Annotated in this window: 11 protein-coding genes and 1 pseudogene; 4 read left to right on the top strand and 8 right to left on the bottom strand. The window is 53.5% G+C overall.

The window, feature by feature from the left end; translation table 11 throughout:
* Positions 1 to 61: 61 nt before the first annotated feature.
* The 3 genes from AC2FGB_RS08335 to AC2FGB_RS08325 form a co-directional block, all read right to left on the bottom strand.
* Complete coding sequence (locus tag AC2FGB_RS08335; protein WP_281972998.1) at positions 62 to 211, bottom strand: DUF1214 domain-containing protein; 150 nt, start codon at positions 209 to 211, stop codon at positions 62 to 64.
* A 90-nt stretch (positions 212 to 301) separates the two neighbouring features.
* A complete protein-coding gene (locus AC2FGB_RS08330) occupies positions 302 to 1,099 on the bottom strand; it encodes a GNAT family N-acetyltransferase (RefSeq protein WP_496689456.1) in 798 nt (265 codons plus the stop codon).
* A 218-nt stretch (positions 1,100 to 1,317) separates the two neighbouring features.
* Positions 1,318 to 2,001, bottom strand: a complete 684-nt coding sequence (locus AC2FGB_RS08325) for an IS6 family transposase (RefSeq protein ID WP_281995032.1) — start codon at positions 1,999 to 2,001, stop codon at positions 1,318 to 1,320.
* A gap of 217 nt (positions 2,002 to 2,218) precedes the next feature.
* On the opposite strand from AC2FGB_RS08325, the gene AC2FGB_RS08320 reads away from it, so the two are divergent.
* A complete protein-coding gene (locus AC2FGB_RS08320; protein ID WP_496693708.1) occupies positions 2,219 to 3,106 on the top strand; it encodes a LysR family transcriptional regulator in 888 nt (295 codons plus the stop codon).
* Positions 3,107 to 3,147: 41 nt separating this feature from the next.
* On the opposite strand, the pseudogene AC2FGB_RS08315 reads toward AC2FGB_RS08320, so the two are convergent.
* The 4 genes and pseudogenes from AC2FGB_RS08315 to AC2FGB_RS08300 form a co-directional block, all read right to left on the bottom strand.
* Positions 3,148 to 3,324: pseudogene (locus tag AC2FGB_RS08315) on the bottom strand (DDE-type integrase/transposase/recombinase); the annotation flags it as partial.
* A 444-nt stretch (positions 3,325 to 3,768) separates the two neighbouring features.
* A complete protein-coding gene (locus AC2FGB_RS08310; RefSeq protein WP_496693709.1) occupies positions 3,769 to 4,437 on the bottom strand; it encodes a hypothetical protein in 669 nt (222 codons plus the stop codon).
* Between the two features lie 3 nt (positions 4,438 to 4,440).
* Positions 4,441 to 5,841 carry a selenium-binding protein SBP56-related protein gene (locus AC2FGB_RS08305; protein ID WP_496693710.1) on the bottom strand — a complete coding sequence of 467 codons (1,401 nt, stop codon included), beginning with the start codon at positions 5,839 to 5,841 and terminating at the stop codon, positions 4,441 to 4,443.
* Between the two features lie 81 nt (positions 5,842 to 5,922).
* Positions 5,923 to 6,681 (bottom strand): IclR family transcriptional regulator, encoded by a 759-nt coding sequence (locus AC2FGB_RS08300; RefSeq protein ID WP_281972994.1) that lies wholly within the window; start codon positions 6,679 to 6,681, stop codon positions 5,923 to 5,925.
* An 87-nt stretch (positions 6,682 to 6,768) separates the two neighbouring features.
* On the opposite strand from AC2FGB_RS08300, the gene AC2FGB_RS08295 reads away from it, so the two are divergent.
* Positions 6,769 to 6,924, top strand: coding sequence for a hypothetical protein (locus tag AC2FGB_RS08295; protein WP_271948696.1), 156 nt, complete (start codon positions 6,769 to 6,771; stop codon positions 6,922 to 6,924).
* 485 nt (positions 6,925 to 7,409) lie between these two features.
* Positions 7,410 to 9,236 carry a BCCT family transporter gene (locus tag AC2FGB_RS08290; RefSeq protein WP_496693711.1) on the top strand — a complete coding sequence of 609 codons (1,827 nt, stop codon included), beginning with the start codon at positions 7,410 to 7,412 and terminating at the stop codon, positions 9,234 to 9,236.
* A gap of 373 nt (positions 9,237 to 9,609) precedes the next feature.
* Here the strand turns inward: AC2FGB_RS08290 and AC2FGB_RS08285 are convergent, their stop codons facing one another.
* On the bottom strand, positions 9,610 to 10,371 hold the full coding sequence (locus AC2FGB_RS08285; protein WP_281972993.1) for a helix-turn-helix transcriptional regulator: 762 nt from the start codon (positions 10,369 to 10,371) through the stop codon (positions 9,610 to 9,612).
* A 128-nt stretch (positions 10,372 to 10,499) separates the two neighbouring features.
* Here AC2FGB_RS08285 and AC2FGB_RS08280 point away from each other — a divergent pair, with 128 nt between their 5' ends.
* A complete protein-coding gene (locus AC2FGB_RS08280) occupies positions 10,500 to 12,476 on the top strand; it encodes a CocE/NonD family hydrolase (protein ID WP_496693712.1) in 1,977 nt (658 codons plus the stop codon).
* The last annotated feature ends 13 nt before the right edge of the window (positions 12,477 to 12,489 follow it).

Below are 12,489 nucleotides of genomic sequence, written 5' to 3'. Positions count from 1 at the left end.
CACCAAAAAAATGCCAGGCGACGCCAACAATTAGCGTCGCCCGATAGTCGTGGCCGTCGCTTTATTCTACCAATTTCAGATCACCAGGACGCCAGGTTTTGTCGAACCAAGGCTCGAGCGGTCCGTAGAGGCGCATCATCACGTTGAAGCTTTGCCCTGGCATGGTTTGCGCCCAGTTGTTCTCCCAACCTTCTGGGGCTTTTGGTCCCATATGCGCTGACTTCAGACAGCTTTTTCAAGAGACCAACTCAGGCTCTTGGTAATATTGCTTACACAATGCGACCACAGACAGCCGGATGGGTCACTTGGTTAACCGATCTTCTGAGTATACGTGAGGGTCAATGATCGCGACTATGTCGTTTCCACTGTCCTCCAAGCCAAGTCTTTCGCAAAGCCGTGCAGAGGGAATGTTACCCGGAGCGATGCCTGTCTTGAACCCTGTGGCGCCAAGCTTTTCATGCGAGTGTATTAGAGCTATCGCCCCCAAGACTTTTGCAATGCCCTCGCCCATGCGTTCAGGTTTGGTCGAGAGTTGCCCCCATTGTGCGCGACTATGCAGCCGACTGCTGGAGGGATGACACAGAACTGAACCCGCAGTTGCGACTGGAGCACCTGATCGATCAACGACGACCATAGCAAACCCGGGACGAGACAATCCGCGCATCACCGGCCCTATTGGCGGTAGAACACCATGGCTCAACGCGACTTCCGCGAAAGCTTCAAGCCATTCTGGTGGAGAGCTGCGATCAATCACTCGTATGGTTAAATCCTCGGGCAAAGCATGAGTTGCGACCACTTGGCGAGCGGCTTCGACACAGTTCAGACCGCCAAGATAGCAAGCAATCGTGTCGGTTTTTAAACCCTCGCTTTCAATTCGTTCTCGCGCCGTCGCCACCTCCTCACGCGGTATGCTTTCTATCGCCGTGATGCCAAGAATTCGGGCCATTGCGACGGCATCATCCAACGCCCCGCTATACTCGTTGGCAATCTGTATACCACGCCCATGGCTACAAAACCGAGGGTCATCACCCAACAGCTGCATAAGATGCTCGCCCATGGTTGACATGCGTCGCTGTGCTTCACTTCCGAATACTTCCATGAGATCTCCCTTGAAGTACCACATGACAGTTCTGAGATGATCGTTTGATAGGGGTCGTGTCGTCAAGCGGACGTCACGCGCAAGACTGCGACACAAAGAGGATTTTGGGAAAGGGCGAATTGCAGCTATGTCCGCAGGGCCGCCGTTCGTTCCTCATTGTGAACTGGATGTGTCGCAAACTTTTGCAACGACCATAGGCAGTCAACTACCGGACACACCTATTCTGCGATCTCGGCAAACAGCCGAAAGCCCGACGTGGTAGTGCTGGGGAATTGCCGCTTCCGGATCATTTTGGCGACCTCGATGCCGTCCAAAGTAGCTGATGCGGATCTGAACGATTTGAACCCACACATATGCCGTACACGACACTTGATAAACCGATGATCCTGTTCGATTAGGTTATTCAAATACTTGGACCTGACCGTTTGGATTTTGGCTGGGCAGCCAAACCGATTAAGGATTTTGTTCACCACTCGAATGCCAGCCGCGTTGGCGCCGCTTTTGTCGATGACGATCTTGCTCGGGATTCCATTTGAAGACAGCGCTTTGGCAAAGAACCTTGCTGCTGCTGGACGGTTCCTGCGCTCAGACAACATGAAATCAAGAGTATTCCCAGCTTTGTCGATGGCCCGATAGAGGTACATCCAGTTGCCGCGAACACGAATATAGGTTTCGTCCATGCGCCATGAACTCGGCGTTGGACGCTTCTTTGACAGCGCACGGGCTGCGACGATAGGCGAGTATTTCACCACCCACCTATTCAAAGTGGCATGGTCAACTCGGACACCGCGCTCAGCCATGATCTCTTCCAAGTCACGATAGGACACCGTGTACCGCAGATAGAAGAAAACAGCGTACAAAACTGCATCCTTGGGGAAATGACAGCCCTTTAACGAGATCATGCTCAAATAACCTGTTCGAAAATTATTCGACCAGTAAAAACCTCAGATCATGCATGCTCGTCAACTAGACCCCAGAGTTTGCGACACATCCTGTTTTTCAGTCATGTCCTTATCTCCTGGTCGAGTGAAAGAACAAAACCAGACCCTATTTGAGAACTTGCTGATAAAAGAAAAATGATAAATAAACCGAGCTAACGCAAATTTTTCTTGGTGGTAAATGCCGTCCAACCAGATAAGTCTAACCTGGCTGCGTAGCTTTGAAGCCGCGGCCCGACATCTGAATTTTACCAGTGCAAGCGTCGAATTGGGGCTGACGCAGGCTGCCGTCAGCCTGCACATCCGATCATTGGAACAGCAGTTGCAGCACAAGTTATTTGTGAGGCGCGCAAGACATCTGTCTCTCACAGAGCTTGGTCAGGCTTATTGCTCAACTGTCCGGCAGGCGCTTGCTGATATCGATATGGCCTCGGCAAACCTTTTCGGGTCGATGGCGACGAAGACAGTTACGATCAAGGCGCCGATATCGACCGCTTCACTTTGGCTTGCGCCCCGTCTTCCGTCGTTCAAGAAAGACCACCCGGCGATAAATCTTCGCCTTGTGACAAATATCTGGACAGAGACCACCAATTTAGAAGAGATCGACGTAGAGCTACGCTTGGGTCGTGGCAACTGGACCGACGCACTCTCCGATAAGCTCTCTGATGAAACGATCGTCCCGATATGCGCCAAAGGCCGGAAGAACAGTGCAAAGCAAGTGCAGGATCTGCTGTCTGGTCCATTTGTTCACATATTGGGCCATGAAGGCCATTGGGAACGATACTTGAGCGCATATGACTGCACCAAGCCGCAAGACGCCCCGCAATACCTGGTAGACACAACCATTTCGGCGCTGCAACTTGTCGCGAGTGGCGGTGGCTATGCCCTAGTGTTCTCGCGACTGGTCAATACCGAAAATGGGCTCGCCTCGGGCGTTCGATTTGCCGGCAAACCGCTGCCACATCCGGATGCACATTTCCTAATGCAACCTGTTTCCAAAAAATCTGTACGACCAGAGGTCGAGATCTTTGTGGACTGGTTGCGTAAGCAGTTTAAAGAAGATGTTTGATCTTGGGATGAAAACAGATTTGCAGCGAGAGGGACGGTTTTGTCGACCACGATCTGCAACGGAATGCCTTTGTTGGCCAATGCCTCCGCGAAGAATTGCTTGGCCGCCGCGGTGTCGCGGCTTTCAAACGGCATAAAATCAAGGGTTTCGCCGTCGCGATCAACCGCTCGATACCGATACATCCAATGGCCGCGCACTTTGAGATGGGTTTTGTCCATGCGCCATGAAACTGCACTAGGGCGCTTGCATTTGTGCATCTCAATCTTGACCTGGGGCGAGAATTTCACCACCCAATCTTCTGATTGTCACATGATCAACCGCAACGCCCCGCTCTGCCAATATCTGCTCCAGATCGCGTTAAGACACTGAGTATCGTGAGTAAAAGTAGATTGCGTGAACAACGATGTGCTTTGGAAAATGACATTCTTTGAACGAGCGTGTTGAGCGTCCGCTTTGCAGATTGTCTCACGCATCATGCCGGTCGGGGTTATTCCAGGTAATCAAGTTGAAAAGTTTGCGGCAGAGCCTGCAGGAGAAACTCCACCTGACTAAATCGGCAACGCGGTGCTTCAGGTGCCACTAGATGCGTTGAAAGATTAACTGCCGGGATTGCTGGTTTCTGCCAGCTCGTGAACAGGTGCCATTTGGTCGGGTAACCGATTTCAATGGCCAAAAAGTGCTGCATAGAGTCCGAATGCTCCGACGGCGATGAGGCTGAGTGCCCAGACGACATCAAGATTGAACCATGTCTTTGAGAGGAACCTGAGCCCCAGCCAAAGGTAGATCACAACTGCGATGGTGCCGCCAGCAATTGTCATCGACAACGTGTGTACTGCTGCAACAAGAAACGCAGTCGTCACGTTGCTGTTCGTAAGTGTTTGTGCTGCGGCATGACCGGTTTCGTTTGCTCCAATCGCACAGATGCCCAGAAAAATCGGCACCAGCATCAAACCAGCCCCATGCGCCATCGCAGCGAGGAATGACCAGAGCGCCAACCGGGCAGGGTGCACGCGCGCCAGAATTTTCGGATGTCTTCGGTTGATCAGCAGATAGAGACCCATGGCGATGACCAAAAGCCCGGCGACCACGCGGATTTGAACTTCCCACTGAACAAGGAACATCATCAGTGAGAGCGGCAATAAGATGCCAATCATCGCGAGGAAATGCCCCGTGGCCAACATTGCCAGCGCTTTTGGCAGGGCGCTGTGCTTTCGCTCCATCAACGCCGCCGAAACGGCCAACGGCCAACCCATGCCGGGGTTGATACCGTGGTAGAGTCCAGAAAAAATGACAGCCCACCAAAGGGCTGTCATTGTTGTTATGTCGCCCATTTCTTAGACGGACGGATAGCAGAAGCTGTCGGTCGAACAGTCACCGCCTTCCAGGCGAATTTGGTGACTGCGCAGACCTTTGGGGAAGTCGACATAAAAGTCATTGTTCAGCGTCAGCCCCCCGTTTTCGCCCACATCGGCCATCACCATTTGTCCGCCTTCGTCGTCGGGATAGAACTGGTTGTCCCAGGTGGAGTAAAGCGAGTTGGTCCAGTAGACGCGCTTGCCGTCGCGGCTGATTTCTACCATTTGCGGGCCATAGGCAAAATCCTTGCCGTTGGAGTGCTTGGTGCCGCGGGCGATGCCGCCCAGCTCGACTTTTCCGGTCAGCTTTGGGTTCATCGGGTCGCTGACATCGTATTGATGCATCTCGCCCAGCCCCCAGCACGCAACATAGAGGTATTTGTCGTCTAGGCTCAGGTCGATATCGGTGACCAGCGGCGGCACGGCCTCGAACCCTTGCAACAGTGGCGGCAGGTTCTCTGGCTTTTCGGAGCGCGGGTCGATGGTGATCGTTTTCTTGGACTGCCATTTGCCGTCGTCACCGCGCCACCATGTGAAAATTGCGCCTTGCAGGTTGGTGGTGTCCACCACGACACCACAGAAACCATAAGATTTTGTCGGGTCATGCGCAGGGCGAATTTCCAGTGCCATCTGGTAATTGTCGCCGAAATCCATCGTCTGGATATTCTTGCGCGCGCGCAAGTCCCAGAAGTGGATCGAATGACCATACTTGTTCGACAACAGGTCCTCGGGCACCACGCCGTTTTCAAACTGCGGCGGCAAACCCCATTCGGAACTAACCATGTAGTCCTGCGGCAGATTCCACCAGAAATCATAGTGCTTGTCCTGCTTGCCGCGATCCATCTCGTATTGCCCGATAATTTCGAACGTCTCGCAATCCATGATGAAGATGCCCGGAGGTCCGTCTGTACCGTCTTCGCCGCCACCTCCAAGGCAGGAAACATAGATCCCTTCGGGACCGCAGTGGATGGTGTGCGGGCGCGAATACCCGGTTTTTGCAAATAGTTCTTCGGGTTCGATCGTCTTGTGGATCTTGGCCTTCAACGGGTCTTTCACGTCGATGATGTAAATACGTGAGGATCGGATTCCAGGTACGATCAGATAACGTCGTTCCAGAAAGGCGTGTCCGGTCAGAGGAGACAGAGATGACGAACAGGCGTTCCAGCCGAAATGGTGAAATTCGTCGCCTTTGTTGGGGACAATGACCTGATGTACGATCTGGCCATAGGTGTCGGAGTCCGGTTTGAGGTCAATGACCGCGATGCCATCAGATTGCGATCCGTCCGGGCTGAGCATAACAGTGAAGGCGTAGTTTTCCACCGGTGCCTGCATGGCAAGCTTAGGCGAGGCGTGAAACGTTGGATCTGGTCTCAGGTTCATTTGGTTTCCTCCGGTTTGTTGAATTTTTCCTATTCTCAGTGTCATCCTTTTGGCCAAAAGGGCCGGTAGTTGTTCGTTTCGTTATGTATCCGTCACGTTGCACAGCTGGATTGCGCCACTGACCTTCTTGGACAAACCTTTCAATTTCTCGCCGATCTCGATTCGGTATTCGGTGCGGAACCGGCGAATGGGGCCAACCGCACCAATACTGAACGTAGCTCCGATGTTGCCGATCGATACCGGTGCCGCAACGCTGGCAATTCCGATGTCGATTTCCTGATCACAATCGGCAAAGCCGCGTTCGCTAATTATCTCGAATTCGCGGCGCAGCTCATCTTCGGTCGTCTTGGTGTGTTCAGTATACGCCTTCAGGCTCCCTGACATGATGCTTTCGCGAAATTCCGGTTCCGCAAAGGCGGCAATGGCTTTCGAGCACGAGCAGGCATGCATGGGACGTACGCCCAAGCCCGGATGAATGAAGGCACGAGCGGGATCATCGGGTGTTTCTACGTGGATGATTTCAACTTTGTTGTCGCGAAAGCGCGCAAGAAAAACCGTTTCATTAAAATTTGTCGCTGCGAGGCGCATAAGGGGGGCTGCACAGCGTCGGACATCGGCATCGGACTTTCCAAGCAAGGCAATCCTGATCATCCGCTCGCCAATGATGTATTTTCCGTCATCAGAGGGTTCGTCGAGGAGATTTTGTTCAACAAGTGACTGAATGAGCCGGTAACATGTGGGCTTGGGCAGATCGGTTGCACGTTGAACCTCTGCCACCGAAACAGGGCGTCCGACGACTGCGATGATTTCAAGTATCTGGATCAGACGTTCTAGGTGCATGTTAACGAAATTCTCACAATACGAGACTGAATATCGAATGATGGGAATCTTTCGTCCAAACGCAAGTATAATCTTTGGGAAATCTATATGCGGACAATGGCGGTGGCTGCGATTGAGACCGAAAAATTCCTTGAGATCATTGAGGTGGAGCTAGATGGATCACAGGCTGGCGAAGCCCTGATAGAGATCTATGCGACGGGGACTGTAGCTGTTACCAACCCGGCCGAGGCCGAAATTGACTGAACCGGTTTCGCGTCGGATAGGGCGGGATAGGTCCAACGCTATACAAAGGTTACGACTTGTTGGCGCGGTTCAGATCATTAGTATCGACCCTATGCATGCACCTAAGTAGATCCATGCGGTTGTTGAATTCTGGCAAGGAAAGTTACCGACTTCATCTTTACTGAAGTTAATTAAAGCTAATTGAGTTTGACTGATATCGCCCTGTAGCTGCATTCTGCTCTGAATCGGAATTGCCGAATTTGGAGCCAGACGTGACCACTTCTGAACCTGATCGCGTCGTTTCAGTCGGCGAGCAATGCTCGGCTGCCAGATGTGAACCGTCGGTAATCCTTGAATGTGCCGCTACCGGAGACGTAGCGCTAACCGCCACGCTGCATGAGAAAATCGGCACGTGTGTTCGAACCAAAGGCCCGTCGGGTTCATGGTAAAAAGCCAACTAACCTGTGCGGAAAAATAATGAAAAAGTGACAACTGGGAGGAACCTTATGTCATTACCTGAACCATTTACGGATCTAGAGATAGAAACGGCGGATGCCGGTTTCTATGAGAATTACAGCGTACCGATTGCGCTGATCAGCAAGGGCATCATGGTTGCCCTTGTACTGTGGGCGCTTGTCTTCCCGGCCAATGCCAACAGCACCCTCGGTAGCTGGAATGGCAAGCTGCTGGAAATCTTCAACAGCTTCTACATTGTTATTGTCGGCCTGTTTGCCATCTTTCTGGTGATTGTGGCGATCCTGCCGTCGACAGGGAAGCGGGTGATGGGAACACCTGGCGAAAAGCCCGAGTTCTCGAACTTCTCGTGGTTCTCGATGATGTTTGGTGCCGGTCTTGGTGTTGGTTTGATGGTTTTTGCTACGGCTGAACCGCTGGGCCTGTGGGGATCAAACCCCGAGGTCGTGTCCGGTGCAGTTGCTGGCAACGATCCCGAATCCGTTCAGTCGGCCTATCGGTATACCTTCCTGCACTATGGCTTCCACGCCTGGGCAATCTATGTGGTGACTGGCCTGTCGCTGGCCTATTACGCCTATACCCGTGACATGCCTCTGACCATCCGTGCGGCTCTGACCCCGCTGTTCGGTCGTTTGATGAACGGATTCCTTGGCCATGTGGTCGACGTTCTGGGCGTTGTTGCAACGATCCTGGGTGTGTCCGTGACCATCGGTTTTGGCGTCAGCCAGTTCATCGACGGTTTCTATGCCATCACCGGCATGGAATGGATCATGGACTTTGGCGGAGATGTTCCGACGCCGAGCAAAGTTGGTCTGATTGCTGGTCTGGTCGTTATCATGGGCTTGTCCATCATTTCGGCGGTGTCGGGTGTTGGCCGGGGTGTTAAATACCTGTCGAACCTGAACCTTGTCCTGTCGATCATCCTGCTGGGCACGTTTGTGATCTTCGGGTCCTTCGTCTTTGCTATGACCACCTATGGTACAGCACTGGTTGATTACCTTCTGAACTTCCTCTCGCTGAGCTTTGGTGCCTATGGCCCGCTGTCAGCCGAGGCCTTTGCGGCGGCTCTGCCTGCCGAAGCACAGGCGCATGCGGACGCCCTGATGGGTGGCGCTACCAATGCCTGGGGCAGCTTTGACGGCTTCAAGAGCGGTCTGGAAGGCGCAGCTGCGGAGTTGGACGAAGCAACTTTGGCCGCAGCTTATGCAGCGGGTGAGCAGGGCCGTCAGTTCGGCTGGCAGTCTGGCTGGACCACGTTCTACTGGGCCTGGTGGATTGCGTTCTCGCCGTTTGTGGGCCTGTTCCTGGCGCGTATCTCCAAAGGTCGCTCCGTGCGCGAGTTCATTCTGGGCTGCGTGCTTGCACCGGCACTGGTGTGCTTCGCCTGGATGACTGTACTGGGTGGCACCGCGATTGATCTGGAACTGGCCGGTGCCGCAGAAGGCGCGATTATTGGTGCCTCGAACACAAACAAGCTGTTCGTGACCCTGTCCTACATGATCGACGGAGGGCTGCTGTCCATGCTGAACGTCATGTGCGTGATCCTGATCATGACCTTCCTGGTGACCTCAGCTGACTCGGGCATTCTGGTGATGAACACCATCATGTCCGGCGGCAGCCAGGAGACCGGCATCAAGCACCGCATCATCTGGGGGGTGATCCTGACGGCTGTGATCGGCGCGCTGATCCTTGCTGCAGGGGAAAACAACCCGATGGATGCGTTGCGCAACGCGATGATCATCGGTGCATTGCCATTTACCATGGTGATGGCCCTGATGATGGTCTCGCTGACCAAAGCGCTTTACCGCGACGGACAGCGTGACAAGCATGCTGACGCAAGCACACAGGCTGCCGAGTAATCAAACTATAGCGTTACGAACCTTGCGCCGCCCCCTTTGATCCGGGGGCGGCGTTTTCGTGCAGCGGTGGATTAAGTTCAGACCAGTGTTTCGTGCCAGACGTCAGACAGGCAGCATGTTTGCAGAAGCAGCACAAATGCTACTGCACACACATGGTATTGCCAGATCGGTGGTGATGCCTGGGTCATAATCCGCCTCTTCGCAGCAATCAGAGACGAGCATTACCCGTTGCACGAGCTAGACTTGCGGCATTGTCAGTGCTGTCTCGAAGAACTGGTACGAATTGATCTCGTACAGTTTGGACGAAAAATTGCTATCGGAATTGGAGTCGGCACCTAAAGAACGGTGCTTTCGCTTATGTCTATCCGGCGATTCAAACCTCGGTCAGGTGCTTTCTGACAGTTGGATCAATCCTATTACTTTGGATTGGGTAAATGCCACAAGCTGCGATCGCCTCGCGCGCAGTTACGCGTTCGTGCAGACGTTTCCAGATTGTTTTGGCTGCGTATGGATGGGGGTATGGGCGCCAAGCAACACCCATGGTCATCCCTCGCAAATACTTCAGTTGCTGGCGATGCGCCGAGTACAAGATTGTATTGGAAACGCTGCCTTCGCGCGCGAGCTCGTGTTCGGTCACGAATATCCTGTTCCCGCGCATAGTTACAAAGCCAGCGTAGCGCGAAATCTGATGCATGCTCTTGTCTGGAGACGTGGCAATTTCACGGGACCGGATCGTGATTAGCCCTTCAACTTCCTGAATGCGGATCAATGAACAGAAGATTTTTCCTTCCCAAGATGGCGTGCAGAAATAGGAATGATAAAAACCTATGTAGCGCCTCAGGTTTTTCTGTTGCCCCCGGAAGGGTTCCAAAAACGCATCTGTGGGCGTTTTCCCAACTTGTGGCAGGACGCCTCTTAGCATTCGTTCGAAGCTTGCAGTTTCCTCGAAAAGCTGTGCTTCGGTCAGGTCGAAATGACGTGCAATGCGGCGCATGTTATGGGCAGAGGGCAGGCTGGAGCCATTCAAATAGCGATTGAATTGCTGTCTATTGACGCCGATTTCGCGGCAAATCTGCGAAATGTTTCCATGCTCTGCGCACAACGATCGTAAGTTGGCAGAAAAATACTCGGACACAAGAAAAACCTTTCTCGTTTTGACGCTATATCACTGCAAATTGCGTCAACTCGCATAAGATTGCACAATTTGATTTATCTGCAAATCGGTTTCTTCTTCAGCATCAGATCGTAACAGACAAGCTTCAGATGCCAATCGAAACAATCGAAAACACATGGATCACACTCGCCGATGGGCGACGGCTTGCGGCGCGCCTCTGGTTGCCCGAGACAGGCCCCACACCGGCCATTCTGGAATATCTGCCATATCGCAAACGTGACGGCACCGCGCCCAGAGACGAAACAACACACACGGTTTTTGCAAAGGCGGGCTATGCCTGTATTCGGGTCGACATAGCTGGCACCGGGGACAGCGAAGGGCAATTCGACGACGAATACTCGGAACAGGAACTGCATGATGGTGAGGAAGTCATAGCCTGGATTGCCGCGCAGGATTGGTGTGACGGCAATGTCGGGATGATTGGGATATCTTGGGGCGGGTTTAATGGTCTGCAGCTGGCCTTCAGGCAACCACCTGCACTGAAAGCCATCGTCAGTGTCGCTTCGACTGTGGATCGATATGCCGATGACATCCATTTCATGGGTGGGTGCCTGCTGAGTGACAACATGAATTGGGGCAGTCAGATGTTTGCCTATCTGACGCGCCCAGCTGATCCAGAGCTTCGAGCAGATTGGCGACAGGACTGGCTTGCCCGACTGCAAAACGTCCCATTCTCTTCTGCAGATTGGCTGCGACATCAGACGCGCGACCCATATTGGAAGCACGGCTCAGTTTGCGAGGATTGGACCGCGATCCAAACCCCTGTCTTGGCGATTACAGGCTGGGCAGATGCTTATGTCAATGCGCCTCCGGCTTTGGCAGCCAACCTGACGGCGCCAACCAAAGCTATCATTGGGCCGTGGGAACACCGCTATCCGCACATCTCAAAGCTTGATCCCGCAGATTTTCATTCCGAAGTCGTCGGATGGTTTGACCGCTGGCTGAAGGGACAACAAAACGGCGCCGAGGACTTGCCTGCCTATCGGACATACATGCAGGAACACTTCAATCCGACTGCGCAAAACGGTCCTCGGAAAGGTCGTTGGATTGCAGAGACGGCATGGCCGTCACCTCATGTCTCAGAAGGGGTCTGGCATCTGGTTCCTGGTGGGTTTTCGCGGGACCCGGTGGTTGGCACGGTCGTTGTCACGTCGCCCAACCATGTTGGTGGGGAAGGCGGATATTTCTGTGCGGGTATGCGTATCGACAATGAACTTGCAGGGGATCAGGCCGGTGATGATGCCTTATCGGTCTGTTTTGACAGCTCGCCGCTGCAAGCACCGCTCGAGCTGCTGGGTCGGGCAAAGCTAAAGTTCCAGTTTTCAGTGGATCAGCCTGTTGCCCAGCTTGTCGCGCGGCTGTGTGATGTTTCACCCGAAGGTGTGTCACAGCGGATCAGCTATCGTCCGTTGAACCTGTGTCACTCCCACAGTCATGAGACGCCGCAGGTCCTGCAACCAGGTGAGATCTACGAGGCTGAAATCACGCTGAACGAATGTGCGCACCATTTGCGCGAGGGCCACGTTTTGCGACTGGCGTTGTCGACGTCTTATTGGCCGATTGTCTGGCCAGCACCTCAATCGGCCACGGTAACTTTACACTTGCTGGATTGTGCTCTTCATCTGCCGGTGCGCGAAGTTGCGCATGAAATTCAAGCCTCTGAACCCGGCCCGGCGCAGGCGTATCCGGTTCTGGCAGCTGAGCAGTTGCGTTTACCTTCAGCGCAATCAGAACGCACGGTGACGGAAAGCGGTTGCGTGGTTCTGGAGACGTTTGATGACTATGGTAAAACGCGCGATCCCTACCACGATCTGATTGTTGGTAGCGACGTACGCATGCTTTACCGCATTCACCCCGATGATCCGACAACCGCGTATTTCGAGACCGCTTGGAGTTTTTCGTTCGAGCGCGAAGAATGGCAGGCCGCCATCACGACCGAGTGCCGCATGACCTGTGACACCGAGAATTTCTATCTCTACCGCAAACTACGCGCCACTGAAGGCGCAAATGAAATCGAAGTCCTAACAAGGGAATGGTCCGAAACCGTTCCACGCGGACTTCTCTGACTTAATCTAAGGG

This window comes from Ruegeria sp. CDSC021, from assembly GCF_059610845.1.
The sequence above is the reverse complement of the archived record's forward strand: the minus strand, read 5'-3'. Positions and strand labels throughout refer to the sequence as shown.

Bases quoted from the DNA above. Each gene is read 5' to 3' on its own strand.
- AC2FGB_RS08335 (WP_281972998.1), bottom strand. From the start codon at position 211: ATGGGACCAAAAGCCCCAGAAGGTTGGGAGAACAACTGGGCGCAAACC.
- AC2FGB_RS08330 (WP_496689456.1), bottom strand. From the start codon at position 1,099: ATGGAAGTATTCGGAAGTGAAGCACAGCGACGCATGTCAACCATGGGC.
- AC2FGB_RS08325 (WP_281995032.1), bottom strand. From the start codon at position 2,001: ATGATCTCGTTAAAGGGCTGTCATTTCCCCAAGGATGCAGTTTTGTAC.
- AC2FGB_RS08320 (WP_496693708.1), top strand. From the start codon at position 2,219: ATGCCGTCCAACCAGATAAGTCTAACCTGGCTGCGTAGCTTTGAAGCC.
- AC2FGB_RS08310 (WP_496693709.1), bottom strand. From the start codon at position 4,437: ATGGGCGACATAACAACAATGACAGCCCTTTGGTGGGCTGTCATTTTT.
- AC2FGB_RS08305 (WP_496693710.1), bottom strand. From the start codon at position 5,841: ATGAACCTGAGACCAGATCCAACGTTTCACGCCTCGCCTAAGCTTGCC.
- AC2FGB_RS08300 (WP_281972994.1), bottom strand. From the start codon at position 6,681: ATGCACCTAGAACGTCTGATCCAGATACTTGAAATCATCGCAGTCGTC.
- AC2FGB_RS08295 (WP_271948696.1), top strand. From the start codon at position 6,769: ATGCGGACAATGGCGGTGGCTGCGATTGAGACCGAAAAATTCCTTGAG.
- AC2FGB_RS08290 (WP_496693711.1), top strand. From the start codon at position 7,410: ATGTCATTACCTGAACCATTTACGGATCTAGAGATAGAAACGGCGGAT.
- AC2FGB_RS08280 (WP_496693712.1), top strand. From the start codon at position 10,500: ATGCCAATCGAAACAATCGAAAACACATGGATCACACTCGCCGATGGG.